The organism is Flavobacterium sp., from assembly GCF_036741995.1.
Lineage (GTDB): Bacteria > Bacteroidota > Bacteroidia > Flavobacteriales > Flavobacteriaceae > Flavobacterium.
The window spans coordinates 1-23574 of sequence record NZ_DAINRG010000037.1 but is presented as its reverse complement, the minus strand read 5'-3'; the positions used below and the strand labels follow the sequence as shown (position 1 = coordinate 23574).

Sequence of the window (23574 nt, the reverse complement as noted above, 5' to 3'; positions counted from 1 at the left end):
TCAAGAATACATACTCTTAAAGAAATCGCTGAAATTATCGGTTGCCAATATATTGGTGCTGACGATTTTGCTGTTCATGGCATGAACGAAATTCATGTGGTAGAACCTGGCGATATCGTATTTGTTGACCATCCGAAATATTATGACAAAGCTTTGCAATCGGCAGCAACTATTGTTTTGATTAACAAAGAAGTCGAATGCCCAAAAGGAAAAGCGTTGTTGATTTCTGATGATCCCTTTAGAGATTTTAATACGCTTACCAAACATTTCAGACCTTTTGTAGCTGCGAATGTCAGTATTGCAGCTTCAGCCACTATTGGAGAAGGAACGGTAATTCAACCGAATTGTTTTATCGGACATAATGTAACCATAGGCAAAAACTGCTTGCTGCACGCCAATGTTATTGCGTATGATAATACAGTAATTGGTGATAATGTAATTATACACTCAGGAACCATTTTGGGTGCTGATGCTTTTTATTATAAAAAACGCCCAGAAGGTTTTGACCAGTTGCTTTCCGGTGGAAGAGTTGTGATTGAAGACAATGTAGGCATAGGCGCTTTGTGTACTATTGACAAAGGTGTTACCGGCGATACGACTATCGGTGCCGGAACGAAGATTGATAATCAGGTGCATGTAGGTCATGATACAGTTATTGGTAAAAAATGTTTAATTGCTTCACAAACTGGTATTGCCGGTTGTGTAATTATAGAAGATGAAGTAACCCTTTGGGGACAAGTTGGGACTACCAGTGGAATCACTATTGGTACCAAAGCTGTCGTGCTTGGGCAAACAGGTGTAACTAAATCTATCGAAGGCGGCAAAAGTTATTTTGGCACTCCGGTAGAAGAATCTCGTGAGAAACTGAAGCAATTGGCCAACGTAAAAAGAATCCCGGATATTTTAAATAAATTGAAATAAACTATGAGCGCTAAAGAAATCGTTCAAAATTTTTACCAGTCAGATGTACTGTTGGAAACGGCAACTGTTACTGAGTTCCTACATCCCGATGTGGTTTTGGAGTGGCACAGTACCAAAGGTTTTTTGAAACTAAAAAAAGCCGATATTATTGAGCTGAGTACCGAATTGAGCAAAGCTTATGTTCGTTCCAAATCAAGAATAACTCATATACTGGCTGAGGGTAATACTGTTTCGGTACGCTACTCTCATTATGTGAAAACCATTGAAAATCCAAGAGAGGAGATGCTTTTGGCTCATTTCATGGTTATTTGGGAATTGAAAAACGATAAATTGTACCGAGGGTATCAAATGAGTCAGCTATAATCAGTAAAAAAACTGTTGGCTGAGCACTAAACACTGAGCACTTTTTTCTACTTTTGCAACACAAAAAATAAACACCAATAAACAAACACAAACATGAGCGTTTTAGTTAATAAAAATTCAAAAATAATAGTACAAGGATTTACCGGAAGCGAAGGAACTTTCCACGCCTCTCAAATGATTGAATACGGGACTAATGTAGTAGGAGGAGTAACACCGGGAAAAGGTGGAACCACTCATTTAGACCGCCCGGTTTTTAATACGGTTAAAGATGCTGTAGAAAAAGCAGGAGCTGATACTACTATCATATTTGTTCCGCCAGCCTTTGCTGCTGATGCTATTATGGAAGCGGCTGATGCCGGAATTAAAGTAATCATCACTATTACGGAAGGCATACCTGTAGCCGATATGATTAAAGCTTATGGTTATGTAAAAGAAAAGGATTGTCGTTTAGTGGGTCCAAATTGTCCTGGAGTAATTACTCCTGGGGAAGCTAAAGTTGGTATTATGCCAGGTTTTGTTTTCAAAAAAGGAACGGTTGGTATTGTATCTAAATCGGGAACTTTGACATACGAAGCAGCTGATCAAGTGGTAAAACAAGGGTTAGGAATTACAACCGCAATCGGTATCGGTGGAGATCCAATTATTGGAACCACTACTAAAGAAGCTGTTGAATTATTGATGAATGATCCGGAGACCGAATGTATCATTATGATTGGAGAAATCGGAGGTCAATTAGAAGCCGATGCTGCTAAATGGATTAAAGCTGATGGGAATCGCAAACCGGTTATTGGTTTTATTGCTGGCGTAACCGCTCCAAAAGGAAGAACGATGGGACATGCCGGTGCCATTGTTGGTGGTGCTGACGATACCGCAGAAGCTAAAAAAGCAATCATGACAGCTTGTGGAATTCACGTAGTAGATTCTCCGGCTGAGATTGGTAAAAAAGTAAAAGAAGTAATGGGATAAAAATTCCAAGATATATTGCATAAAAAAAGCCTCGATATTTCGAGGCTTTTTTGGTTTAATTAGGAAAGGGATTGGACCATTTGGTATCAACATAGACATTAGTACCTGATAATGTTTTCAGGAAAGCCATCAGAGCATTGACTTCCGGTGCTGTTAAATTTAACTGCTGTCCAAAACCATTAGGTCTTAATTTTGGATCAAGATTAGTGTTTCCGGGAGCGATATTGATGTTTCCGTAATGACCAATAACGGTTTGCAAACTTGTGAATACTCCCGTATGCATCAACGGTCCGTTGAGTGTTCCGTCTTGTTTAACAATATCGCGTAACGAAGGCGCTCGTGTGTTGGTAATGTCAATTCCGGTTCCGCCTAAGACACCTATAATTCCGTTGTTTCCCGAATTGGGTGCAATATCAAATTCTGGGGCAGCGTGACAACCGGCACACCCTACACCACCTCCGGTTCGACTTCCGCTAGCATCAAATTGTGGGGGTGCCATAAACAATTGTTTTCCTTGATTTTCCTGATTGGTAAAGTTAGGAAACGGTTGATTGTCAGCCGTAACCTGAGCTCTTCCGGTATCGTATTTGCTGTCAAACGACTGAATGCTGCGAACAAATTGTGCCAAAGCCAATTGTATTTTACTTTCGGTAATTTCTTCTGTACCATACACAAACTTGAACAATTCTTTATAATACCCTAAGTTACTGAGTTTCGTTACTAAATTGCTAAAATCTTCATCCCCATTGGCACCGCTGTAGCCCATTTCATTATGGTTGCGGATTGGCTGTGTGGTTTGAAATTCAAGCGTTGCGGCACGTTCGTCCCAAAAGAATTTGTTCTCAATGGCAAATCGGGCATTGATTAAACGCATCGCGTGGCGCCCAGTCGTTCCATTGACACCAACACTTGCTACGTTGGTATCGCTAAAAGCATTGATCTGCTGATGACAGTTAGCACAGGAAACCGTATTATTGGAAGATAAATTTTTATCATAAAACAGCACTCGGCCTAAAGTAGCTCCCTTGTCACTAATTGGATTTCCGGCTGTATTGTCGCGAGTGATGTAATTGGGAATCGTTTGATTGGCGTAGTTGGCCAGGTTATCTAAGTCTATGCTTGTGCCAAATGTTGCTTTTACATTGGCATAAGGATCAACATAATTATCAGAACTGTTGCTGCACGACCATAGCGATGCTATAGCCAAGAAAGAAATCCATCTTAGTTTCATATGCTTATTTGTTAATGATTATTTTAAAAGTTTTGGTGTCCTTGTTGTCGTTGATTTTGAGAAAATACACTCCATCACAAACGGTCTGCAAATCAAAAACAGTTAGCGTACTGCCTTGTAGAATTTGTTGGGTTTGAATTATTTTTCCTGAAACATCAAGTAAAGTAACCTCCGTATTGTTTTCCATCATGTCGGTTTGAATGGCTACAAAATCCTGTGCCGGGTTCGGATAGATTTTAATATTTAATTTGGCAACCACAAAATCAGTAGTAGCCAAAGTATATTGAGTAGTGGATTCAGTTATTGAAGTTACTTTGGCCGCTGTTTTATTGCCATAAAAAGTTGGTCCCACTACATAAGGATAAGCCGAATTGTGATTGGCATCTACAGTAGCAAAATAGCAATAAATTCCGGCTGGATATTCCGGTGTTATGCAAAATCTTCCGTTATGTTCATCTAAATAACTTGGGTCTAAAGGATGGGCAACATATTCGTAATCTTCTCTGAAATAACCCAAAGGATAAGTGGTACTCACTGCCGGACCATCGGTTACATCTGTGCCATCTGCATAAACTGTTCGGGTAGTAATGTTTCTCACTTGATAACTCGATTTCATTCTGACAATGCCACCGGTTCCATCGGCATTAGCATAGGCATAAGCCCCATAAATTGGGAAACCATCATAAGCAAAACCGATTAACGGAGAATGTTGTGCCGTATTAATCACATATAAACCATCGGATGGGTAAGTGCTGCAGACAGTAGAAATAACAACTAAGTCTAAGTTAAAAGCACTCGGATTTTGATGATGATGATAATTCCCCATGGCCGGATGCGCTTTGGCACAATCGAAGCCGCCTTTTTCACCTACTACAGCATCACGATTCCATTTGCCGTCACCTGTTCCTCCATAAGGTCCTCCGGCTAAGGCTCCTGTTGAAATTTTCCAGGAAGCACCGTCGCGATAATCAAACAAGGCGACACCATTAATAAACAAACCAATATTACCACCTGTAGTAGCCGTAGCGGTTCCTGTATTTTGAGTTGGATTTAATGGAAATTTGAAAATAGCACCGTTTTGAGTCGTAGCCAAAGAAGGATTGCCATCCAAAAAAGGCCCAGTAATATAGGCCGGAATTCCATTGGTGGTGATGTAGGACCAATTGGTAGAATATTGCACCGTTTGTACATTGGCAGCCACTGCATCCGTAATAGGAGTGGAGTTGCCTGACACATAATGACGACCGGTAATTCCGGTGGTGTTGCGCAACCAAGATGTTATGGCCGGATTGGTTTGCGCCTGAAGTAATAAGCTACTTAAAACAAACAGTGAAGTGAAAAATTTTATTTTCATGAGGAGTGAATTGGTTAGTTATTGGTTTAGACGACGTTTTTTTATAATTCATTCGCCGATTATGAAAAAATTATCTCGGATATTGAAATCTTGGATTTCTTATGAACTCTTCATCGGTTAATGTTCTTAAAAAGAGTAGTAAATTCCCTTTTTCCTGTTCATTCAATTCCATTTTTTTTACCAATTGCTTGGATAAAGTTGGACTTTGGTAAATGTCTTCCGTGTAATGAAACAGCACCATTGCCAGGTTTTTTATGCTGCCATCATGCATATAAGGATAGGTAAGTTCAATATTTCTTAAGGTAGGCACTTTAAATCGCAGAGAATCTTTGTTGTTTTTTGTGATTTTTATTCTTCCGCCATCTTTCAAAACTGCATCCGGTTTTAAACCGTTGTTTTCAAATTTATCGCTGGAAAATAATGGTTCGGTATGGCAGGAAGCGCAATTGGCTTTGAATAATTCGTACCCGTTTTGCTCCTCTTTTGTAAAAACAGCTTCTTTGCGCATCACTTTATCATACTTCGAATTGGATGATTTTAACATCACGGTAAATTGCGCTAAAGCCTTTAAAAGGCGCTGACTGGTGACTTTCTCATCGCCAAAAGCGCTAGTAAATAAGGCTTTGTATTTTTCGCTTCGTTGGAGTTTCGCCACTACATGCTCTAATTTTTCATCCATTTCCAAAGGATTTGTGATGGGATTGATGGGTTGCATTTCGAGGTTGTTCACTCCGCCATCCCACATAAAATCTTTGCTCCAGGCCAAATTGACTAAGGCCAACGAATTCCGGGTGCCAATTCTTCCTTCAATGCCGTGGCTTAAATCGTGGTCTACATGTGTGAATCCGGTTTGCTGCAAATGGCAACTGGCGCAGGAAATCGTATTGTCTCTTGATATTATGGGGTCGTAGAATAAATTTCGGCCCAACTGAAATCCTTCTTCGGTTAATGGATTTTTGGAAAAATCGTAATGCGGTTTTGGCCAATTCTTTGGAACCTCAAGATAAATAGGCGTCGTAAATTGGTTGGAAAAAGCCAAACAAACCAGCATAATCAATGCCAATATGAAATAGTATTTCCAGTAGGTTTTCATTCTAAATGAAACATTTGGGTACTATAATTGGCTAATTGCATCGCTTGTTTTCCGGGAATCATGATGCTATTGGTTTCGGATAGTTTTATGTTGGTGAAAAAATCATTCAGGTCGATGGCAATGTTAAGCTGTGTTGTTTTTTTATCATAAAGGAATTCCATTTTTCGCATCGCATAATAGGGCTGAAGATAGCCGCCAATGTGAAACTGAAATTCGTTTTTCCGGGTTTTGCAGCTCGAACTTTTGCCTTCCATTTTCATGTTGATGTAGCCGCTCTGCCAAGCCCAATACATGCCTTTCACAGGATCCAAATCACCACTCAAAGCTCCTGAAGTATTGGTAATACTATCAATGCCAATGTTGAATGTAACTTTACGGATGACTTTGTCGCTTTTGGTTGTTATCGGTATCACTAAGGAATTGGGGTTTTCCAAATCGAGTAGATGATAGCTGTTGTTTTGTTTGAAAACCGATTGATCAGCATACTGAATTTCAATGTTAGAAATATAACAGCGAAACGTTTCCAACACTATGGTATCTTTATTTGAGGTGATGAACGGTTTGCCGAATGCTGCCGGAAGCTGGTTGAATTTTACTTTAAAAGTAAGGCTCAACGAATCGGTTTTGATTTGAGAATTGCTCTTAAAACAAGCCAAAAAAAGTAAGGCAACAACAATTCCGTTTTTAATCATGTCTTGGTCTCGGTGGTTTGTTTGGCGCAAAGATTCTTCCCAATTCCTCTGTCAGCGCATTGAAATCATCGATTTGATCTTGGTGACACAGTTTTTTGATGTCTTCAAAATGCTTGAAATGGGTTTGCTCAATTTGCTTTTGATACGAATTTAAAACTGCAATCAAACTGTCTTTGGTTTTAGCATTGACTTCCGGTTTTGATAACTGGGCATACAATTCATTTTTAGTTTGTCGAATGTTTCCGTCAAGTCTCTCAATTTCTCCGTGATGCCATTGGATTATTTTGTCATATTCCTTTTGTTGATTAGCATCAAAATGCAATTTATCGATGATGATTTCTCTTGGCTTTTGGCCTTCATGAGGTGGATGATGTTCTTTGGAACCATTCAAAAATAAAAACCCCAAAGTCGCAAAGTTGAGCAACAATAATCCAATTACTGAAATCGTTAATAGTTTTGTCTTTTCCATTATTAATATAGCTGATTGCTTTGGTTTCCGGTCATTTCCTGATAAGCGGTAGTGGTCTCTATTTTGGTTTTGTCTTTAGTTTTTAAAACGGTAATGTTTAAAACTATTAAAACGGCGATAGAAGCGGCTGCCAGCCAGACGGTTTTTGGAGAAACCTTGTTTTGTTGGTTTATCTTTTGCTGAATTTTGGACAATAAAGTGTCACTCGGTTTAACTGGCGTTATACCGTTAGTGCTGCTCATTACATTTTGTATCCAATGTTCTCTTTCCATAATTACTTAGACGACGGTTATTTTTATTTCTTGCGATAGTTTTTAAATTTTTCGGCTAATTTTTCCTGAAGTGCTGTTTTAGCTCTGAATATCAAGGATTCGATAGAAGAGACGCTGAGTTGCATAATCTCGGCAATTTCCGGATTGCTCAAACCATCCAATTTGGATAGGAGGAAAGCTGTCTTTTGATTTTCGGTAAGCGTATTAATGACTTCAAAAAGAATTTTAGCCTCTTCCTGCTTTTCCATCAAAATCCCGGGATGTTCAAAGGTGGCAGTGTTGAGATATTCCTGTTCATTTTGACTCTTTTTGCCAAAAATAAAAAAGCGTTTCTGACTGTTTTTTTTCTTTACAAAATCCAAACACTGATTGATAGTAATGCGATAAATCCAGGTTTTAAATGATGATTTCTGATTGAAATTTTCCAACGAATGATACACTTTGACAAACACATCCTGAGTAATTTCCTCAGCATCTTCAAGGTTCTGCAGATAATTCAACGCCACATTGAACACGAGTACACGGTACTCCTGATATAGTTTTTCAAAGTGGGTTTGGTTAATCATCTTTTGGTTGGTCAGTACTTTTCGACAAGCAATAATACTAAAGGTTTAAATACAAATGATATTTTTTCCTAAGTATAAATTATTCTATATTTGACCTTTCATTAAAATTATCAAAACTAACTTTTATCACAATGAAATTATTAGAAGGAAAAGTAGCCATCATCACAGGCGCGAGTAGAGGAATAGGAAGCGGAATTGCTAAAGTTTTTGCCCAACATGGTGCGAATGTAGCCTTTACCTATAGTTCATCAGCCGAAAGTGCCTTGGTTCTGGAAAACGAATTATCGGCAATGGGAATCAAAGCCAAAGGATATAAATCAAATGCAGCCGATTTCAACGAAGCCCAAAAACTGGTTGATGATGTTATGGCAGAATTCGGGAATGTAGACGTATTAATCAACAATGCCGGAATCACCAAAGACAATCTTTTAATGCGTATGAGCGAAGAGGATTTTGACAAAGTAATCGAAATCAATTTGAAATCGGTATTCAATATGACCAAAGCCGTTCAGAAAATCATGTTGAAAAACCGCAAAGGTTCTATCGTGAATATGAGTTCAGTTGTGGGAGTAAAAGGTAATGCCGGACAAGCCAATTACGCTGCTTCTAAAGCCGGTATGATTGGGTTTACCAAATCAGTAGCCTTAGAGTTAGGTTCGAGAAACATTCGTTGTAACGCAATTGCTCCCGGATTTATCGAAACCGAAATGACCGCCAAATTGAACGAAGACGTAGTACAAGGCTGGAGAGATTCTATTCCGTTAAAACGCGGCGGGACTCCCGAAGATGTGGCCAATGCCTGCTTGTTCTTTGCTTCGGATATGAGTGCTTATGTTTCCGGGCAAGTGTTGAACGTTTGTGGCGGAATGCTAACCTAATTGCCAATTTAAATTTTAATCTTCGAATAAACCGATAATGAGTACAAACACTATTTTGTTACTATTGCTATCTTTAGGAATAGCGTTTGCCATATCGTTTTATCAGTATTTTTATAAAGCCAAAAGCAAGTCGAAAGTCACTTTGCTTTTGGCTTTTTTGCGTTTCTTTACGGTTTTTGGATTGTTGATATTGCTAATCAATCCGATAATTTCCCGAAAAACGATTGAGACGATTAAGACACCATTACCTATTGTTATTGATAATTCGGCTTCGATAAAAGATTTGAAAGCGGATAAGTCGGCGATGGAAGTGTTTGATAAATTAAAAGACAATTCTGCTTTAGCCGATAAGTTTGATGTACAAACCTATCAGTTTGACCAGGACTTTTTGCCTTCGGATACGATTGATTTTAAAGGGAAACAATCTAATGTGGATGCTGTGGCCAAGAATCTGAAGAATATTTACAAAAACCAACATTTTCCAACGGTTTTGATTTCGGATGGGAATCAAACTTCGGGTGAGGATTACGTGTTTGGCTTCAATCCGGAGAATAAGGTTTATCCAATAGCTGTTGGTGATACCACCACTTATTTAGATTTGAAAGTGGCACAATTGAATGTCAACAAATATGCGTTTCACAAAAATAAATTTCCGGTAGAGGTCTTTTTGAATTATTCAGGAACGAAAACCATCAATGCTACCTTTAAAATTTCACAAGGTAATACCTTATTGAACGAACAAACAGTGGCTTTTTCGCCCACAAAAAAATCAGCCACGCTCAATGTTTTGCTGCCTGCAGACAAAGTAGGTTTACAAATTCTAAAAGCGACAATAACTTCAAAAGAACAGGAAAAGAATACCTATAACAACACTAAGAATTTTGCGGTGGAAGTGATTGATCAAAAGACAGAAGTGGCTTTGATTTCAGCTTTTCCCCATCCTGATTTGGGTGCTATAAAGCGCGCTATCGAAACTAATGCACAACGCAAAGTAACTATTCTTAAACCTAATGAAATCAAATCGTTAACAAATTATAATGTTTTGATTTTATACCAGCCAACGGCTGAATTCAAAAGTATCTTTGAACAAAATGCCAATGCCAAAATCAACACTTGGATTATTACCGGAAACGATACTGATTTCTATTTTTTGAATCAAAATCAGAGCAGCTTTTCGTTTAAAATGAGCGGCCAGAAAGAAGATTATTTGGCCTCGTTTGACAGTCAGTTCAATCTTTTTGCTTTGGATAATATTGGATTTGAACAGTTTCCTCCATTGGAAAATTCATTTGGAACCATTACGGCTAAAGGCAATGTAAATACTTTGCTTTCATCTACAATTCACAACATAGCCACCAATCAACCTTTATTGGCGTTTACCGAAAATCAAGGAATTCGAAGTGCATTTCTTTTCGGGGAGAACATCTGGAAATGGCGTGCCGAGAATTATGTGAGCAAAAAGAGCTTTACGGATTTTGATATTTTCTTAGATAAAATCATTCAGTATTTAGCTTCGAATAATGCCAGAAAGTCTTTGGTGGTGAATCATGAGCGCTTTTATAATTCGGGAGAAGGAATAGAAATCACGGCACAGTATTTCAATAAAAATTATGAATTGGATGAAAGAGCAAGATTGACTATTGCAGTGACCAATACAAAAACGAAGCAGGTTAAAAACTATGATTTGCTTAGAGCCACCAATGCTTTTCAAGCCAATTTAGATGGATTAGCTGCCGGGAATTATACGTTTACCGTAAAAGAATTGAATTCTAATTCTGCGTACAGCAGTAGTTTTGAAGTATTGGATTTTGATATCGAAAAGCAATTTGTCAATCCGGATTGGAATAAGTTGAATCAGTTAGCGACTCAAACGCAGGGCAAAGCCTTTCTTCCTAATCAAGTTGATAGTTTGATAAAGCAACTCTTGGCAGACGAAAGCTATAAAGCCGTTCAAAAAACCATTGTCAAAAAATCGCCTTTGATTGATTGGATTTGGTTACTTATTTTAATAGCGCTTTCCCTGACCACCGAATGGTTCGTAAGAAAGTATAATGGATTATTGTAATTGTTTCTTAGCGACGATTATTTCTACAAAAATCACGATTAAAATTCCGATAGTATAAGCTAAAAAATCTTCCCAGCCAAAGGAACTTCCGATTACGATTCGAGCCAGTTTGTTGTGCTCTAATCCCAGTTTTTGAACTAAATTGAAGTACTGAAGAATTTCAATAGTATAGGAAAACAGCAAGACACAAACAGCTGTTGTCATTACCGGCAAATTCAAAAAGGATTTTACAAAACAGTAAATCAGTATTACTACTAAAACATCGCCAATATAAGGCCTTACGATTTTATCGTGTACAAATAGGGCTATCGCAACTTCGATAAAAAATAGCGCTACAGCCAGTCCAAAGTAAACTCGATTAAAACGGAACAAAGTAAGATTTAGTTTTTCACGACTTTGTAACTCCAGCTTTTGCCGTTGCTTCGAATGTTCACAAAATAAAGTCCGGCAGCTTGATTGCTGATGGAAATGTCTTCGTGTAACAAAGTAGTGTATTGATTGGTAAATACGCTTTTACCCAAAGCATCATAAACGGTAACAGAAACATCATTTAAAGCCGTAGCATTCGCCTCTAGAGTCACAATTCCGGTAGTCGGATTAGGATAAAGCGCAAATTCAGTTGTAGTAAATTCAGGATTGGCTAACATAATTACGCCACCGGCATCTTGGTATAAATAGGCAAAGGCCTGATAGTATTGATTGGCAATATTTAAATCGTGAACAATTAAGGTGTTTTCATCATTTTTGTTTTCAGCAGAGCTGCTCCAGTTGTGCGAACCTAAAAGGACTAAAGGATCAGAAGCGCTGTTGAAATTATCAACGACCATAAATTTGTGATGCAAAATACCACTGTTGGTATAGACCACAGCATGATTTGCTAATAACGATGATTGGAGAGTAGTAATTTGATTTCCGGAAGGGTTTTGGCTATCTACCACTACGTTTACATTGGTTAATCCACTATTATATTTCATAATCAGCGCATTGCTGATATCACTTCGGGTAATGAGCATGGTTGCCACATCAATGTCGGTATTGGCAGTATTGATAGTGGCAATAATTTTAGTGTTGGTATTGTCACTTGGACTGAAATAACTGTTAATGGTTTTACCTCCAATGATATAGGTATGTGGTGTGTTGTCGGTTTTATAAGGTCCAAATTTGGATACCACGGCATCCGGGGTCATTGTATTACTTCCCCACATTTCTTCGAATTCAATTTTATATCCCTGAGCTAGGGCTTGATCTTGAATCATTATGACACTATTTCTGTCAGGACCATCAATCTGCGATACCGTCCAGTTGGTGGAGCCTGTCCATACATAAGGTTTGTTGGGGTCACTGCTATTGGCATCAAAAATGACAAACTTATTGTGCATTATTCCGTAACTTGAACTAACAGGACTGGCTACTTTTGGGATATTCACATTTAGCAATCCAATCATATTGCCTCCGGTACTTCCGTCATAAATAACCCTAACCTGTACGCCTCTGTTATAAGCGGCATTGATAGCTCCGGCAATTCCTGTGGTGGCTGTTGGAGAAGATGAATTATAAATAGCAATATCTAATGTGCTTTGACAGGCATTGATGTAACTAATTAACAAATCGTCGACTGTATTTCCTAAGTTGGTTGCCGCTTGTATTTGAGCATAACTGGTATCAACCGGATGATTGAAATACACATTAATGGTTCCTGATGAAGCCGAAGGAACAGCAAGATAAGCGCTTTTGGCGGTACTGCTTTTTTGAGTGGTTACTTGGTAGTCTATTTTGATTATCTCGGCCGGGGTAAGATTGTCTAGTATGTAACCGGTTCCTTCTTTGTGAAGTGATACAGGAGTTTTTTTAGTTACATCAATCGCCGATACGATAACAGCATTTTGCTGATTAAATTGCAGTGCAATATTGGACTTGTTATAAACGATGGTATAGTCGTTTTCTTTAATTGTTTGCTGACCATAAGTCAACGAGAAACTAATAGCCATAAAAGCTACAGCAAGAATATTTCTTTGCCTCATCATAAGTGGTATTTGAAGCAAAAGTAGTCAAAAATGATTATAAATAATCGATATTAACTATTCTGTTGAATACTGCTGTGATTTAGGCAAAAGAATCTCACATACCGGCAATTTCTTAACAGTTTAGTGCAGCATCCATTTTAGTAAACCATCTCTTTCTACGATATTCCAGGAATGTGGATGTCTTTCGCCGTTGGCTCTGAAGCCTCTTTCTTTGGTGGTGATAAACTCGGCTTTTTTACTCCCCAAAGTTTTTAATGCTTGAATGGCTTTGTCTAAACTGTAAGCGCTGAGATCTTCGTAGTTCCGGTTTTTGTTTTTTTTCTGCCATGCTAAATCGGGTTCTGTGTAGAACCTAACCTTGATATCTTTCAGGGCAGCAATGTTATTGGTGCTGTTGGTAGAAACTAAGTAAGGGGAAAATTCTTTGTATTTTGTCAAATCTTTTTGAGGGTTTCCTAATTCGGTTTCTAATAGTTCGCCTAGAAACAATCCCTCATTATAAGCCGCCTTATCGACATTTTCGACAACGCTTTTCTTGGCCGTTTTATATAATCGTTCCAAGTCAATAGGGGAGTCAACGGCAAACATTCCTTTGGGTTGGAGTTGGTCTTTGGTTTTTAGTAAATAATCACACAAAACTGCGGCCAGGTTGCCACCACTTGAAAACCCGCCAATGAAAACATTTTGTTTCAGTACTTTGTTTTGATTCAAAATGGTGTTGAGTAACTTGGCATATTCTTGCTTTTTATTTTCTCTTAAATATAATTTTTGGTTAATGTCTAGAAGTAAAGTTGTAATTCCTTCCTGCTCAATATCTTTTAAAAAAACGGCTTCTTTTTGAGTGTCTTCAATATCTCCCGGATAGCTTGGAAATAATATCAATACTGCTTTCTGATTAGGTGCTTTTCTGAGCTGGTAATGTTTTCCGGTTATTGTTTTGATGTCATTAGTCTTGTTACAACTTACCGATAAAATGGTAATGATGACAATCAAAAGAAGTGCATTGGTTTTCATGTAAACGAATTGAGATGGAATTATTGTTTGGATTTAACTGCTGCTGTGCAACTGCCGTAAATTTATCAATAAACCACCAATCACAAAACTACTTTAGCAAAAAAATCTTTCATGTTTTTAGGATTAAAATGGCGTTTACAAAGCATTTTATGTTTTTTAACATATCCTTGATGCTAGTGAAACAATATTAAAATATATTTGGCTCATTAAAATACCACTTATGAAACGTCCACTCATTACAATGGCACTGACCATTGCTTTATTTATTAGTTCTAATACTTCTTTTGCATGGGGAAATAAAGGGCATGCTCTTGTAGCCGAAGTGGCCTTCCATTACATGGATGAAGCTACTAAAAAAAATGTGATGGACTATCTCGATGGCATGAGCATTGAAGATGCTGCCAACTGGATGGATGCCATTAAAAGCGATCATGCCAATGATTATATGAAGCCTTATCATTATTTAGACCTTGAAAAAGGGTCCAAAGAAATGCCGGTAGGAGAGAACATAGTTACAGTATTGAACCAAACTCTCAAAGATCTTGACCACAAACAAACGTTATCCCATGACGATGTGAAAAGACGCATCTTATTTTTATTTCATCTTATAGGCGATTTGCATCAGCCGCTTCACATTGGTTATCCATCAGATAAAGGAGGCAATACAGTGCAGCTAAACTTTATGAGTAGTTATGGTTCTAATCTTCATGCTACATGGGATTCAGGTATTATAGAGTTTGAAGGAACATCATTGACTGATGTTTTAAACAGCAAAAAGTATACGTCAGAAGAATTAGAAGCCGTAAAAAAAATAGATATCATTGGATGGGCAAAACAATCCAGAGGATATCTTAAGAATGCTTACGATGTTCATGACAATAAAGTAAATCCCAATTATATTGATGAGGCTTATCCGATTATCAAATCACAATTGCTAGATGCCGGCATACGATTGGCAGCGGTTTTAGAACATTATTTTAAGGTAAGTACTTAGTAAAATCACACTCGCAGGGAGCCACGGAATCCTCTGGCCGCATAGTAGGAATCGGCTCCGTTGTGATAAATGAATACATGGTTGTACCGCCAGTCTCCAAAGATAGCACCACCAAGTTTTCTAATTTCAGGCGGTGTCTTTAGCCAACTCGATGTTTTAGTGTCAAAATTTCCGTATTGTTGCAAGTCGCGATATTCTACTTCGTTTAAAATTTCGATGCCCATTGTTGCAGCCATATCCATCACGCTAGTCGCAGGTTTATGCTCTTTTCTTGACTCTAACGCTTGACGATCGTAACAGGCACTTCTTCGACCTTTGGGACTTTCGGCAGAACAGTCATAAAAAATGTATTCTCCCGTTTTTTTATCATACCCAATTACATCGGGCTCACCACCGGTTTTTTCCATTTCATTGAGCGACCAAAGTTTTTCATTAGCCATTTCCAATTTCGCCAATACTTTAGGCCATTCAACATCATTATGGCGGTTCCTGTTTTTTTCAAAGCGGTCCTTTAAAATGCTGAATAGTATTTTTGTTTCTTCAGTTGACAACGCTTTTTTATTTTCTATGTTCATAATATGTTACTTGTGAGTTGCTAACAAAATTAAGTAATATGCTTAAAAGAATTCGCCAAAGTGCCATAAGATTCCGGCCGGATCGTGTACGAAACATTCTTTCCCCCAATCATAGTTTTTGATGGGAACCACTTTAACATTCTCATATTTGGCGGTTAAATTTAAAGTGGTAATCTTTCTCCAGAACTCTTCTACATCGTCTACTTCTACAAAAACCATTGAATTATCTATCCAATCTTTGACATAAGCATCTTGCAAATAAAAGCCAACTTCCTGCATTTTAAAATATGACATGTTGTTGGTCAAAATGATTTCTTCAAAACCTAAGTCACGGTAAAAATTTCTGGAAACTGCAAAGTTTTTTGCTCCAATAAAGGGGCGAATTGATCTTATTTTTGGATTCATGGTTTACTTAAAATAATTAATATGGGTTTGTTGTTTAATTACTCTTCTTTTGCTTGCCCACTTTGATGTGTTGAAAATCTTCTTTTTGGGTAAAATACTCCAATCCTACAACTAAAATTATGACACTGGAAAAGGTAATTTTCTGCAGTATTGGTAGATACTCTATATAATCACGGATGCCGAATATGTATAGACTACTGTAAAAAAGAAGCAGACAAACTACACATAGGAATTTGAAAAAATGCAACTTTGACTTGAAAACAAAAACAGTAATATAAAACAGACCTAAAAGAAACAGTGTACTAGCCATTGTGACCATTATGTCATGCAGAGGGGTTGCAATTAAAAAAGTGAACAGCATGCCACCACCACCTAAATATTTTACCACTTTTGCAGCTCCTTTTGCCGGTATTTTTTTGGAAAAATTAATGAAAAATACCGCAAGACTGGCAGAAAGAAAAAACATTCCTCCAATAGCCCAAATTCTGGCCGGATTGTCTAATCCATTGACAGCTTTGGCTCCGAAGAGATTACTGATAAAGTTTTTCGACCACTCAAAACCAACCGAATTTTTGTCAAACATTGAACCTCCGGGATATACCATCGTAGCAATTAGTAGCAGCAATACTGACATACACATTCCCAGTAGAACGGAATATTTTTTTAGCATCATATTCAAATTGGTTTAAAATTTTATGCTCATTTAAAGTGTTATTCTACAAGTACAATTTAGGTTTCACTTTTTATGAATATCTTAATATTGATAGTTCAACTTATTAATTCTACATCGCCAATCCGTATCGGATGGCAGCTTCAAGTATTTCAATGTTTATATCTTTTAGCGTTTTGAACTTAATGCAATATCCGGTCACGCTAGCTTTACCTATTTCTTTTCCATACGTTTTGGCTAAGTATGTCTTATCATCGATACCAAGGATATAGATAGAAATTCCGGTTTTGTTTGCACTCAAACCAATTTGATAAAACGCTCTGGTTTTTCCGTCAGCATATTTTATGGTGTAAAATCCATATCCAATATTAGGATTAGAAACAATTTTATTTTCACTGTTTTTGCCATCCAGAAACCACAATTTACATTCCGGCATTATTTTCAGAATGATGCGGTGCAACTCTTGCATATCACTGCGTTTTGGTTCAGGTTGACCAGTAATATACTCTTTGATTTGTTCTTGTATGTTCATATATTATGGATACTATAGACTACTGTTATTCGATGTAATTTATTCAATTAGTATTTTGTCTATAATAATTTCTCGTTCAGAAAATAGTTTTATAATGTAAAGTCCCTTTGAAATGTTGCTTAAATCAATTTGCGATTCAGGCAGCAACTCCCTTATTGCTTTTCCTGAAATATCATAAATAATAATTTTTTCCAAATTTATGTTTCCAATATTCAATAATCCGTTGGTCGGATTTGGAAATAGTATCGCTTTTTCACGACTATAATTAGTAGTAGTCAATAAAGCGCCATAACAATGAACCGTTTGCAAATAATTGGATTCTATTTGATCTGGATTATAAACTGCTGTAACGTGAATATCAAAACCATTTACATAAGGCTGACTTTGATTGTCTAAGGCTAAAAAATTCACACCACAATTCGAAACAAAACCATATAAAGGGGTGTTTAAATTATACAAAGTGGTTTCTGTTTGAAATCTGAACAATTCATCGTTACGGTAAATATTATATCCTAATAATTCATTGTGAGGCTGTGCCGGTTCTTCCCAATTCAATTCAAAAAAATTATTTGGATATTCATAGGATTGTGAAAAAGTTAAATTCTCTACCGGATTATTTTGCCCAAAGGCGCTAAACATAAAAGCTATGAAGAATAAGAAAAAGAGTAGTTTTGTTTTCATATTTCTGATTTATTAGGTTGCATAACGTTCCGGAGTTTGTAGAAGCTGTTATGATTTTGTACTGATTAACACAAATATACCAAAAACTTTGAACGAAAAAACCTTAAGCAAAAGAGGGAATACATTCATTACAGACTCTGATAAATTTCAAGCCATACAATTGGTAGGCATGAGCAAACAGCTGCTTTTTTTTGTTTAATTCATTTCCAAGCCAGCATTCTAATAATTGATTCGTCTTCTTGTGTAGTTAAAAGTTGTTTTTGGTACTTCACCGACTATTTTTTTCAGAGCTCCGATTATAGCATATATTTATAGTACCATACTTCTACTCGGTACTCGGCCTACTCAAAAAAAGATATATCATGAAACCATTTTTACTATTATTAGTAGCGGTTTTGGTATTCTCATTAGACTTAAATGCCCAATGTACTATTACCGGAACACCCGTAAATGCCAGCTCCTTAACCTGTAGTTCGTTTAGTGGCTGTAGCATAATTTATGTTGGGGATGGCACCTCAGCATCAAGTATTTATATGGATTCTGATTTAAACCTAAGTTGCCTTGGGGCAATTCAGCTTGTAGTCAGAAACAATGCTTCCCTTGATTTTACCCCCAGGCAATAATAGGCTTACTCTTGGCGATGGTTCGTCAATGATCATCAATCCGGGAGGATCTCTCGTTGGAGGTTCTTGTAATGCATCGGAACGTATTTACATCGGCACCAATTTACTGGCAAGCTGTAACGGAGGGGCAGGGGCCGATTTTAGCTTTTATGACCTGATGAACTTTGGAGGAACAGGCAGCTTAACTTCCAATTCACCTGTTTGTACCGGTAACACTTTAAATCTTTTTGCTACACCACCGCCAAATGGCACTTATACTTATTCGTTTTTAGGAAGCGGATTACCCGGTGGCGGAACAACCTATTTGGCTAGTCCAAGTTATAGTTTAACCGCACCTGCCAGTGCGGGTTCCTACACTTATCAGGTAAAAATGAAATCTTCTCTTCCCGGAAATCCGGTTGTGATTGCTGAAATAACAGTGGTGGTTAACTCGGGTTTGGCAACCGCTACACCTGTGACTACGCTTACACAGCCAACTTGTACTCTGGCGACAGGGACAATTACGATTACTTCGCCAACGGGAGCCGGAATGACGTATAGCATTAATGGGTTGACTTATACCAATACAACTGGTATTTTTAGTGGTGTTGCCAGTGGTACCTATAGTGTAACCGCTAAAAATTCTTCCGGTTGTATTTCACCGGCAGCAAGCGTAACCATTACTGGCCAGCCAACCGATATCTGGAACGGAACCTCATGGTCAACAGGATTACCTCCAACAAGTAGTCAGATAGCAGTGTTTGCAGGAACCTATTCCTCAACAGGCGATATAACCGCTTGTTCTCTAGAGATTAATCCAGGAGTTGCGGTAACTATGAATTCAGGGCATACCTTAACCATAGTCAATGCTGTTGCTGTTAGTGGTGGTGGTTCCTTAACTTTCGAAGATGGAGCCAGTTTGTTGCAGACCAATGATGCTTCTGTAAATACCGGAAATATTAGCTATAAAAGAAAAACTACAGCTTTAAGACAATACGACTATACTTATTGGTCATCTCCGGTGGCAGCGGCTACATTGAGCCAGTTGGCGACCAATTCATTATTTTACAGCTTCAATACATCGGGGAACACCTATGTATATCAAACCGGGGCGACTGTCATGACACCAGGGATTGGTTATCTGGGAAGAGCGCCAGGCAATCTGACCTATAGTCCAACCCAGATAGTAGAAACCATTTTTACGGGTGTTCCAAATAACGGAGTCATTAATGTACCGGTCATCAAAACTGCCGTACCAAGTTACAACCTGATTGGAAATCCTTATCCCTCTGCAATAGACATTGATGTGTTTATTACGGCAAACACGGCAGTTATGACCGGGACAGCTTATTTTTGGACCCATACTACACCTATTACCAGTAATCAGTATACCATAAATGATTATGCCAAATACAATCTTACCGGAATGGTAGGAACGGGGATAGCTGCACCATCCGGAGGGGCTGTGCCAACAGGCAAAGTAGCTGCTGGCCAGGGTTTTTTTATTGAGGCCAATACCAGTTTAGCGAACGGAACTTATTCAGCAACGTTTACTAACGCTGCCCGTTTAGCAGGAAACAATACCCAGTTTTTCAAAAACGGACACGCTTCGGCTACTGCCACCACTATTTCTGAAGGTTTGGAAAGACATCGCATTTGGTTATCCTTAAACAGTGCTGATGGTGCTTACAATCAAATGTTGATAGGATATGTGGAAGGGGCAACTAATGATTTCGATTCTGTGTTTGACAGTAAAATGATACAGGTGGGTAGTCCCGTAAGTATTTATACGAAGGTGGGCACCCATGATTTATCGATTCAGGGAAAAAGCCTGCCTTTTTCAGAGACCGATAGTATTCCAATTGCATACAGCACAACAGTGAATGGGGAGTTGAGCATTAATCTAGACAATTTCGATGGGCTTTTCGATACTCAAAATATATATTTACTGGATAAAACCACTAATATAGTACAGGATTTAAAAGCTGCTGCCTATACTTTTGTAACAACAGCAGGTACTTTTGAAAATCGTTTTGAATTACGGTTTACTGATGAGGCGTTTAATGTAACGAATCCACCGCTTGTCAAAGATGATGTGAAAATTATAAGCACAGGCCATCAGTTACAGGTAATCTGTTCGGCTACACCAATGGCACAAGTAGAAGTGTTTGATATTTTAGGGAAATTGTTGTTTAGTCAAAAAGGCTTAAATACCAATCTATTCCAAACCAACACTTTACATGCCGCCACTCAGATTGTTTTGGTCAAAATAAGCTTCGATAATCAGGATAGTGTTACGAAAAAAATTGCCATACAGTAAGAGTAACCCAGTGCAACGATTGGATGATTTGTTGTTACGAACATAATAGAAGTTTGAGCCATGCTTTTGTTGCTAACCGCTGTTAAGTGCTATTTTTAGTGATGATATTTTCGATTCAACATAATTATTTTCAATTTTATGTTATCGTAAATCAACCCCATTATTAAAGTAACTCCTGCAATGAATAATACTCTTAATTCAATTTTTGTGTAAAATACTCCGCCTATTATTCCGCCAATAAAGAAGAAACTTATTATTGTTAATCTCAACTTAATAGACGAATATAATTTCGCTTTCATTTCGGTTTGTTTGTAAAAAAACAGTTGTGATAACTCTATTCCTAAATCGGTAAAAAGACATGTTAAATGTGTTGTTCTTACAGTTGCATTCGATATTTTAGTTACTAAGGAATTCTGTAAACCCATAGCAAATAATAAACTACAAGCAATTATATTCGGGTTTTGGTTTATTAAACTTCTGCCAAATATTCCGATTGCGAATAATATTGAAATTTCGATTGATGTTGGAAAAACATAAATATTTCGTTCTGTTTTTTGGGAAATAAGTTCGACTAAATAACTTGAAACAAATGCCCCAAGAAAAAAGAAAAATATATACAAAAAGTAAACAAATCCGTTCCAAAAGTTCAACTTGAGTATTTCATCAACAAAAAATGCAAAATGCCCAGTGACATTTGTTGTTAATTTTTGAACAGCTAAAAAACCAGCAACATTTACAATTCCTGCAACAAAAGATAATAAAGAAGCAATTCGCAAATTATGGCTTAAAGTTCTTGTTTTTCCTTGATGTCTAAACATTTTTAATGGTTTTTACTTCTGATTTTTCAAAATTGTACACAAGATTACACTGTTTGTAGTAGCTGTTAAATTTAGCACTAATTATTCCAAGTACAAAACAACTTTAAGATTTCCGCCAGCAAATCGGGGAGAGGCCAAGCCTAACAGTTGCTTAAAACGGCTGTTATGAGCAGGCTTTATATTATTTACGTTTATTTATTGACCAATTATGTTACTTCAATTGGGATATAGGTTAATACTCTCACCTGTTATGTTAAAACTAACATCTGTTATGTTTAATACTCCCATTTGCTATGTTAAAACTAACATCTGTTATGTTTAATACTCCCATCTGTTACGTTAAAACTCCCACCTGTTATGTTTAAACTCCCACCTGTTATGTTTAAACTCCCACCTGTTATTCTTAAACTACCATCTGTTATATTAAAACTAACATCTGTTATGTTAATACTGTCATTTGTTATGTTAATACATTCATCAAAACAGTAAATTCAATCGCCGGTTATACTACTAAATTGGCTTTTAAAGAATTGAAATAAGCTTGCTTATAACGTTCCGCGGCCTTGTGCCAGTAGCGGAGCATTTTAGTGATTAGTTATAAATGTATGGAAATTTCTTTTCGATTTTCCGGCTGAGGAAAATCGGAACCAGCCATTGTGTGAAACCGCTGTTGTGTGCAGATTATCATTCTCCGCAATGCAAATACTCTTTTAATGCCAGATTCCAAGACACTACACTATCAAACTTTTCATTAAGTCCATCACCTTCTTTTTCTGTAAAAGCTTGAATTCCATGCTGAATCATATATTTTGGATAATATTTAGGAAACCCGATTTTTCTGATTGCTTGACAAATTTCATTTAAATTATTTGAACCTTTCTCAAGCTCTTTTTTAAGACTTTCAAATAAAGAATTCCTTTCACTTTCGTCAAGATTCATAATAATATTTTGTTGTAAAACCAATAAAGCCTGATGTGCAGTTTTATCTTTAACTCTGTAAGTATCAAACTTTCCATAAACCCCAGCTATCGCGAATAATTTAGCAGCATTTTTAAAGTCTTTTTGTTTAATGCATTCTCTCATTCCATTTAAAATGTCAGCAGGATTGTTTTGGCAATTACATACTTGTGTAACCCACTTTTTATTTATCGGCATAATTGTTGTATTTTTGTTGATAACTAAATTAACAACATAACATTTTATTTTTAAACGCTATAAATAGACGATTAAATGCATATAAATCCGATTAAATGCAAAATAAAAGTTAAAATTTAACATTTTGTCTTACTTTTATGTTGATAAATAAGTATCTTTGCAGTATAAAACAATAATAGTGATGAACGAGAAAACTTTATATAAAACAAATGACTTCGTATCTTTTATACAAAAGAGCGGAATCAGCGTTTCTATTGACAAGGCTCCTGATAGTTCTACTATTGAGCGCATAAAAAAACTTATTGCGAAAAAGAGAGCATTTTTTGAGTTTCAAAAATCTCTATTTAATTAACCCTTATTTTTTGTAATGGAGATTATTGAGGAGACAGTTGCTCTAGGGGTTCCCTTTTGTCATTTTAGAACTTTAGAGAAACGCAATCAATATAATCTCACGTATACAAAAACGGCTACGCCAAATCAATACGAAGTCCATTTAATTCCATTAGTTATACATCAAGTCAATGGTAAAACTATTTACGACAAAGATTTAAGACCTTTTGTCTGCGATAAACTTATAGACTTTATGACGCGGAACGAATGCTCTTTATACTTCAACATTAATTGTATTGGTCTAAGTAATGAATTTTTAGTTTGGAAATTTTTAAGATGGCTAAGATTGTATAAAGAAGAAATAAATTGTGATGTTAAGATTACCGAGGACAATTCAAACTCAATTAGATTTTTTGAATTTTTTATAAATCTTAAATAAATATAAAAGCCCCAATTAAGGAGCTTTTTCTTTTTACCGATTGTTTGTTTCCCTAACTATGAGGAAAATCAAAACCAATGAAATTATATCCATAGCTTTCGAATTTAAGGTTTGACAAATACGAACGATTTATGACTTCACGTTC

General features: G+C 37.0%; 25 protein-coding genes. 8 read left to right on the top strand and 17 right to left on the bottom strand.

What is annotated here, in order from left to right:
• The first annotated feature begins 6 nt into the window (after nt 1-6).
• The 3 genes from V7D82_RS10320 (at nt 7) to sucD (ending at nt 2250) form a co-directional block, all read left to right on the top strand.
• The gene (locus V7D82_RS10320; protein ID WP_442902388.1) at nt 7-921 is read left to right on the top strand and encodes a UDP-3-O-(3-hydroxymyristoyl)glucosamine N-acyltransferase; all 915 of its coding nucleotides are present in this window, start codon (nt 7-9) and stop codon (nt 919-921) included.
• A gap of 3 nt (nt 922-924) precedes the next feature.
• Nucleotides 925-1284: a nuclear transport factor 2 family protein gene (locus tag V7D82_RS10315; protein ID WP_333600900.1), complete on the top strand. Its 360-nt coding sequence runs from the start codon at nt 925-927 to the stop codon at nt 1282-1284.
• Nucleotides 1285-1377: 93 nt separating this feature from the next.
• Nucleotides 1378-2250, top strand: coding sequence for a succinate--CoA ligase subunit alpha (gene sucD / locus V7D82_RS10310; RefSeq protein ID WP_333600899.1), 873 nt, complete (start codon nt 1378-1380; stop codon nt 2248-2250).
• A 55-nt stretch (nt 2251-2305) separates the two neighbouring features.
• On the opposite strand, the gene V7D82_RS10305 is transcribed toward sucD, so the two are convergent.
• The 7 genes from V7D82_RS10305 to V7D82_RS10275 all read right to left on the bottom strand — a co-directional run bounded on the left by V7D82_RS10305 (nt 2306) and on the right by V7D82_RS10275 (nt 7927).
• On the bottom strand, nt 2306-3481 hold the full coding sequence (locus tag V7D82_RS10305; RefSeq protein WP_333600898.1) for a cytochrome-c peroxidase: 1176 nt from the start codon (nt 3479-3481) through the stop codon (nt 2306-2308).
• Nucleotides 3482-3485: 4 nt separating this feature from the next.
• Nucleotides 3486-4835 carry a YHYH protein gene (locus V7D82_RS10300; protein WP_333600897.1) on the bottom strand — a complete coding sequence of 450 codons (1350 nt, stop codon included), beginning with the start codon at nt 4833-4835 and terminating at the stop codon, nt 3486-3488.
• Between the two features lie 70 nt (nt 4836-4905).
• Complete coding sequence (locus V7D82_RS10295) at nt 4906-5928, bottom strand: cytochrome-c peroxidase (RefSeq protein WP_333600896.1); 1023 nt, start codon at nt 5926-5928, stop codon at nt 4906-4908.
• Nucleotides 5925-6620 carry an MbnP family protein gene (locus V7D82_RS10290; RefSeq protein ID WP_333600895.1) on the bottom strand — a complete coding sequence of 232 codons (696 nt, stop codon included), beginning with the start codon at nt 6618-6620 and terminating at the stop codon, nt 5925-5927. Before V7D82_RS10290 ends, V7D82_RS10295 begins: the two co-directional genes overlap by 4 nt.
• Nucleotides 6613-7089: a periplasmic heavy metal sensor gene (locus V7D82_RS10285; RefSeq protein ID WP_333600894.1), complete on the bottom strand. Its 477-nt coding sequence runs from the start codon at nt 7087-7089 to the stop codon at nt 6613-6615. Before V7D82_RS10285 ends, V7D82_RS10290 begins: the two co-directional genes overlap by 8 nt.
• Before the next feature lie 2 nt (nt 7090-7091).
• Nucleotides 7092-7361 (bottom strand): hypothetical protein, encoded by a 270-nt coding sequence (locus V7D82_RS10280; RefSeq protein WP_333600893.1) that lies wholly within the window; start codon nt 7359-7361, stop codon nt 7092-7094.
• Between the two features lie 23 nt (nt 7362-7384).
• A complete protein-coding gene (locus V7D82_RS10275; protein ID WP_333600892.1) occupies nt 7385-7927 on the bottom strand; it encodes an RNA polymerase sigma factor in 543 nt (180 codons plus the stop codon).
• A gap of 131 nt (nt 7928-8058) precedes the next feature.
• Between V7D82_RS10275 and fabG the strand changes: the two genes are divergently transcribed.
• A complete protein-coding gene (fabG, locus tag V7D82_RS10270) occupies nt 8059-8805 on the top strand; it encodes a 3-oxoacyl-[acyl-carrier-protein] reductase (protein ID WP_333600891.1) in 747 nt (248 codons plus the stop codon).
• Between the two features lie 37 nt (nt 8806-8842).
• On the top strand, nt 8843-10870 hold the full coding sequence (locus tag V7D82_RS10265; RefSeq protein ID WP_333600890.1) for a hypothetical protein: 2028 nt from the start codon (nt 8843-8845) through the stop codon (nt 10868-10870).
• Here the strand turns inward: V7D82_RS10265 and V7D82_RS10260 are convergent.
• The 3 genes from V7D82_RS10260 to V7D82_RS10250 all read right to left on the bottom strand — a co-directional run bounded on the left by V7D82_RS10260 (nt 10862) and on the right by V7D82_RS10250 (nt 13908).
• Nucleotides 10862-11242 (bottom strand): ribosomal maturation YjgA family protein, encoded by a 381-nt coding sequence (locus V7D82_RS10260; protein ID WP_333600889.1) that lies wholly within the window; start codon nt 11240-11242, stop codon nt 10862-10864. The genes V7D82_RS10265 and V7D82_RS10260 overlap by 9 nt on opposite strands.
• A gap of 8 nt (nt 11243-11250) precedes the next feature.
• Nucleotides 11251-12894 (bottom strand): phospholipase D-like domain-containing protein, encoded by a 1644-nt coding sequence (locus tag V7D82_RS10255; RefSeq protein ID WP_333600888.1) that lies wholly within the window; start codon nt 12892-12894, stop codon nt 11251-11253.
• Nucleotides 12895-13014: 120 nt separating this feature from the next.
• Nucleotides 13015-13908 carry a hypothetical protein gene (locus V7D82_RS10250; protein ID WP_333600887.1) on the bottom strand — a complete coding sequence of 298 codons (894 nt, stop codon included), beginning with the start codon at nt 13906-13908 and terminating at the stop codon, nt 13015-13017.
• A 220-nt stretch (nt 13909-14128) separates the two neighbouring features.
• On the opposite strand from V7D82_RS10250, the gene V7D82_RS10245 reads away from it, so the two are divergent.
• Nucleotides 14129-14902 (top strand): S1/P1 nuclease, encoded by a 774-nt coding sequence (locus tag V7D82_RS10245; RefSeq protein ID WP_333600886.1) that lies wholly within the window; start codon nt 14129-14131, stop codon nt 14900-14902.
• A 5-nt stretch (nt 14903-14907) separates the two neighbouring features.
• Here V7D82_RS10245 and V7D82_RS10240 read toward each other — a convergent pair whose 3' ends face one another.
• From V7D82_RS10240 to V7D82_RS10220, 5 genes are all read right to left on the bottom strand, one after another.
• Nucleotides 14908-15477 (bottom strand): DUF4256 domain-containing protein, encoded by a 570-nt coding sequence (locus tag V7D82_RS10240; RefSeq protein ID WP_333600885.1) that lies wholly within the window; start codon nt 15475-15477, stop codon nt 14908-14910.
• A gap of 42 nt (nt 15478-15519) precedes the next feature.
• On the bottom strand, nt 15520-15882 hold the full coding sequence (locus V7D82_RS10235) for a glyoxalase (protein ID WP_333600884.1): 363 nt from the start codon (nt 15880-15882) through the stop codon (nt 15520-15522).
• A 34-nt stretch (nt 15883-15916) separates the two neighbouring features.
• The gene (locus V7D82_RS10230; RefSeq protein ID WP_333600883.1) at nt 15917-16555 is read right to left on the bottom strand and encodes a hypothetical protein; all 639 of its coding nucleotides are present in this window, start codon (nt 16553-16555) and stop codon (nt 15917-15919) included.
• 109 nt (nt 16556-16664) lie between these two features.
• Entirely contained in the window at nt 16665-17084 is a 420-nt protein-coding gene (locus V7D82_RS10225) for a DUF1801 domain-containing protein (RefSeq protein WP_333600882.1), read from the bottom strand.
• A 39-nt stretch (nt 17085-17123) separates the two neighbouring features.
• A complete protein-coding gene (locus V7D82_RS10220) occupies nt 17124-17765 on the bottom strand; it encodes a T9SS type A sorting domain-containing protein (RefSeq protein WP_333600881.1) in 642 nt (213 codons plus the stop codon).
• A gap of 362 nt (nt 17766-18127) precedes the next feature.
• Between V7D82_RS10220 and V7D82_RS10215 the strand changes: the two genes are divergently transcribed.
• A complete protein-coding gene (locus V7D82_RS10215; protein WP_333600880.1) occupies nt 18128-18388 on the top strand; it encodes a hypothetical protein in 261 nt (86 codons plus the stop codon).
• Nucleotides 18366-20687, top strand: a complete 2322-nt coding sequence (locus V7D82_RS10210; protein ID WP_333600879.1) for a T9SS sorting signal type C domain-containing protein — start codon at nt 18366-18368, stop codon at nt 20685-20687. The genes V7D82_RS10215 and V7D82_RS10210 overlap by 23 nt, the downstream gene beginning before the upstream one ends.
• A gap of 95 nt (nt 20688-20782) precedes the next feature.
• On the opposite strand, the gene V7D82_RS10205 is transcribed toward V7D82_RS10210, so the two are convergent.
• Together V7D82_RS10205 and V7D82_RS10200 are read right to left on the bottom strand one after the other, a co-directional pair.
• Complete coding sequence (locus V7D82_RS10205; RefSeq protein WP_333600878.1) at nt 20783-21505, bottom strand: YoaK family protein; 723 nt, start codon at nt 21503-21505, stop codon at nt 20783-20785.
• A 684-nt stretch (nt 21506-22189) separates the two neighbouring features.
• Nucleotides 22190-22660, bottom strand: a complete 471-nt coding sequence (locus V7D82_RS10200) for a hypothetical protein (RefSeq protein WP_333600877.1) — start codon at nt 22658-22660, stop codon at nt 22190-22192.
• Nucleotides 22661-23574: the final 914 nt, after the last annotated feature.

Bases quoted from the DNA above. Each gene is read 5' to 3' on its own strand.
- V7D82_RS10285 (WP_333600894.1), bottom strand. From the start codon at position 7,089: ATGGAAAAGACAAAACTATTAACGATTTCAGTAATTGGATTATTGTTG.
- V7D82_RS10265 (WP_333600890.1), top strand. From the start codon at position 8,843: ATGAGTACAAACACTATTTTGTTACTATTGCTATCTTTAGGAATAGCG.
- V7D82_RS10215 (WP_333600880.1), top strand. From the start codon at position 18,128: ATGAAACCATTTTTACTATTATTAGTAGCGGTTTTGGTATTCTCATTA.
- V7D82_RS10240 (WP_333600885.1), bottom strand. From the start codon at position 15,477: ATGAACATAGAAAATAAAAAAGCGTTGTCAACTGAAGAAACAAAAATA.
- V7D82_RS10280 (WP_333600893.1), bottom strand. From the start codon at position 7,361: ATGGAAAGAGAACATTGGATACAAAATGTAATGAGCAGCACTAACGGT.
- fabG (WP_333600891.1), top strand. From the start codon at position 8,059: ATGAAATTATTAGAAGGAAAAGTAGCCATCATCACAGGCGCGAGTAGA.
- V7D82_RS10295 (WP_333600896.1), bottom strand. From the start codon at position 5,928: ATGAAAACCTACTGGAAATACTATTTCATATTGGCATTGATTATGCTG.
- sucD (WP_333600899.1), top strand. From the start codon at position 1,378: ATGAGCGTTTTAGTTAATAAAAATTCAAAAATAATAGTACAAGGATTT.
- V7D82_RS10290 (WP_333600895.1), bottom strand. From the start codon at position 6,620: ATGATTAAAAACGGAATTGTTGTTGCCTTACTTTTTTTGGCTTGTTTT.
- V7D82_RS10255 (WP_333600888.1), bottom strand. From the start codon at position 12,894: ATGATGAGGCAAAGAAATATTCTTGCTGTAGCTTTTATGGCTATTAGT.
- V7D82_RS10200 (WP_333600877.1), bottom strand. From the start codon at position 22,660: ATGCCGATAAATAAAAAGTGGGTTACACAAGTATGTAATTGCCAAAAC.
- V7D82_RS10300 (WP_333600897.1), bottom strand. From the start codon at position 4,835: ATGAAAATAAAATTTTTCACTTCACTGTTTGTTTTAAGTAGCTTATTA.
- V7D82_RS10250 (WP_333600887.1), bottom strand. From the start codon at position 13,908: ATGAAAACCAATGCACTTCTTTTGATTGTCATCATTACCATTTTATCG.
- V7D82_RS10275 (WP_333600892.1), bottom strand. From the start codon at position 7,927: ATGATTAACCAAACCCACTTTGAAAAACTATATCAGGAGTACCGTGTA.
- V7D82_RS10315 (WP_333600900.1), top strand. From the start codon at position 925: ATGAGCGCTAAAGAAATCGTTCAAAATTTTTACCAGTCAGATGTACTG.
- V7D82_RS10220 (WP_333600881.1), bottom strand. From the start codon at position 17,765: ATGAAAACAAAACTACTCTTTTTCTTATTCTTCATAGCTTTTATGTTT.
- V7D82_RS10235 (WP_333600884.1), bottom strand. From the start codon at position 15,882: ATGAATCCAAAAATAAGATCAATTCGCCCCTTTATTGGAGCAAAAAAC.
- V7D82_RS10205 (WP_333600878.1), bottom strand. From the start codon at position 21,505: ATGTTTAGACATCAAGGAAAAACAAGAACTTTAAGCCATAATTTGCGA.
- V7D82_RS10230 (WP_333600883.1), bottom strand. From the start codon at position 16,555: ATGATGCTAAAAAAATATTCCGTTCTACTGGGAATGTGTATGTCAGTA.
- V7D82_RS10225 (WP_333600882.1), bottom strand. From the start codon at position 17,084: ATGAACATACAAGAACAAATCAAAGAGTATATTACTGGTCAACCTGAA.
- V7D82_RS10305 (WP_333600898.1), bottom strand. From the start codon at position 3,481: ATGAAACTAAGATGGATTTCTTTCTTGGCTATAGCATCGCTATGGTCG.
- V7D82_RS10245 (WP_333600886.1), top strand. From the start codon at position 14,129: ATGAAACGTCCACTCATTACAATGGCACTGACCATTGCTTTATTTATT.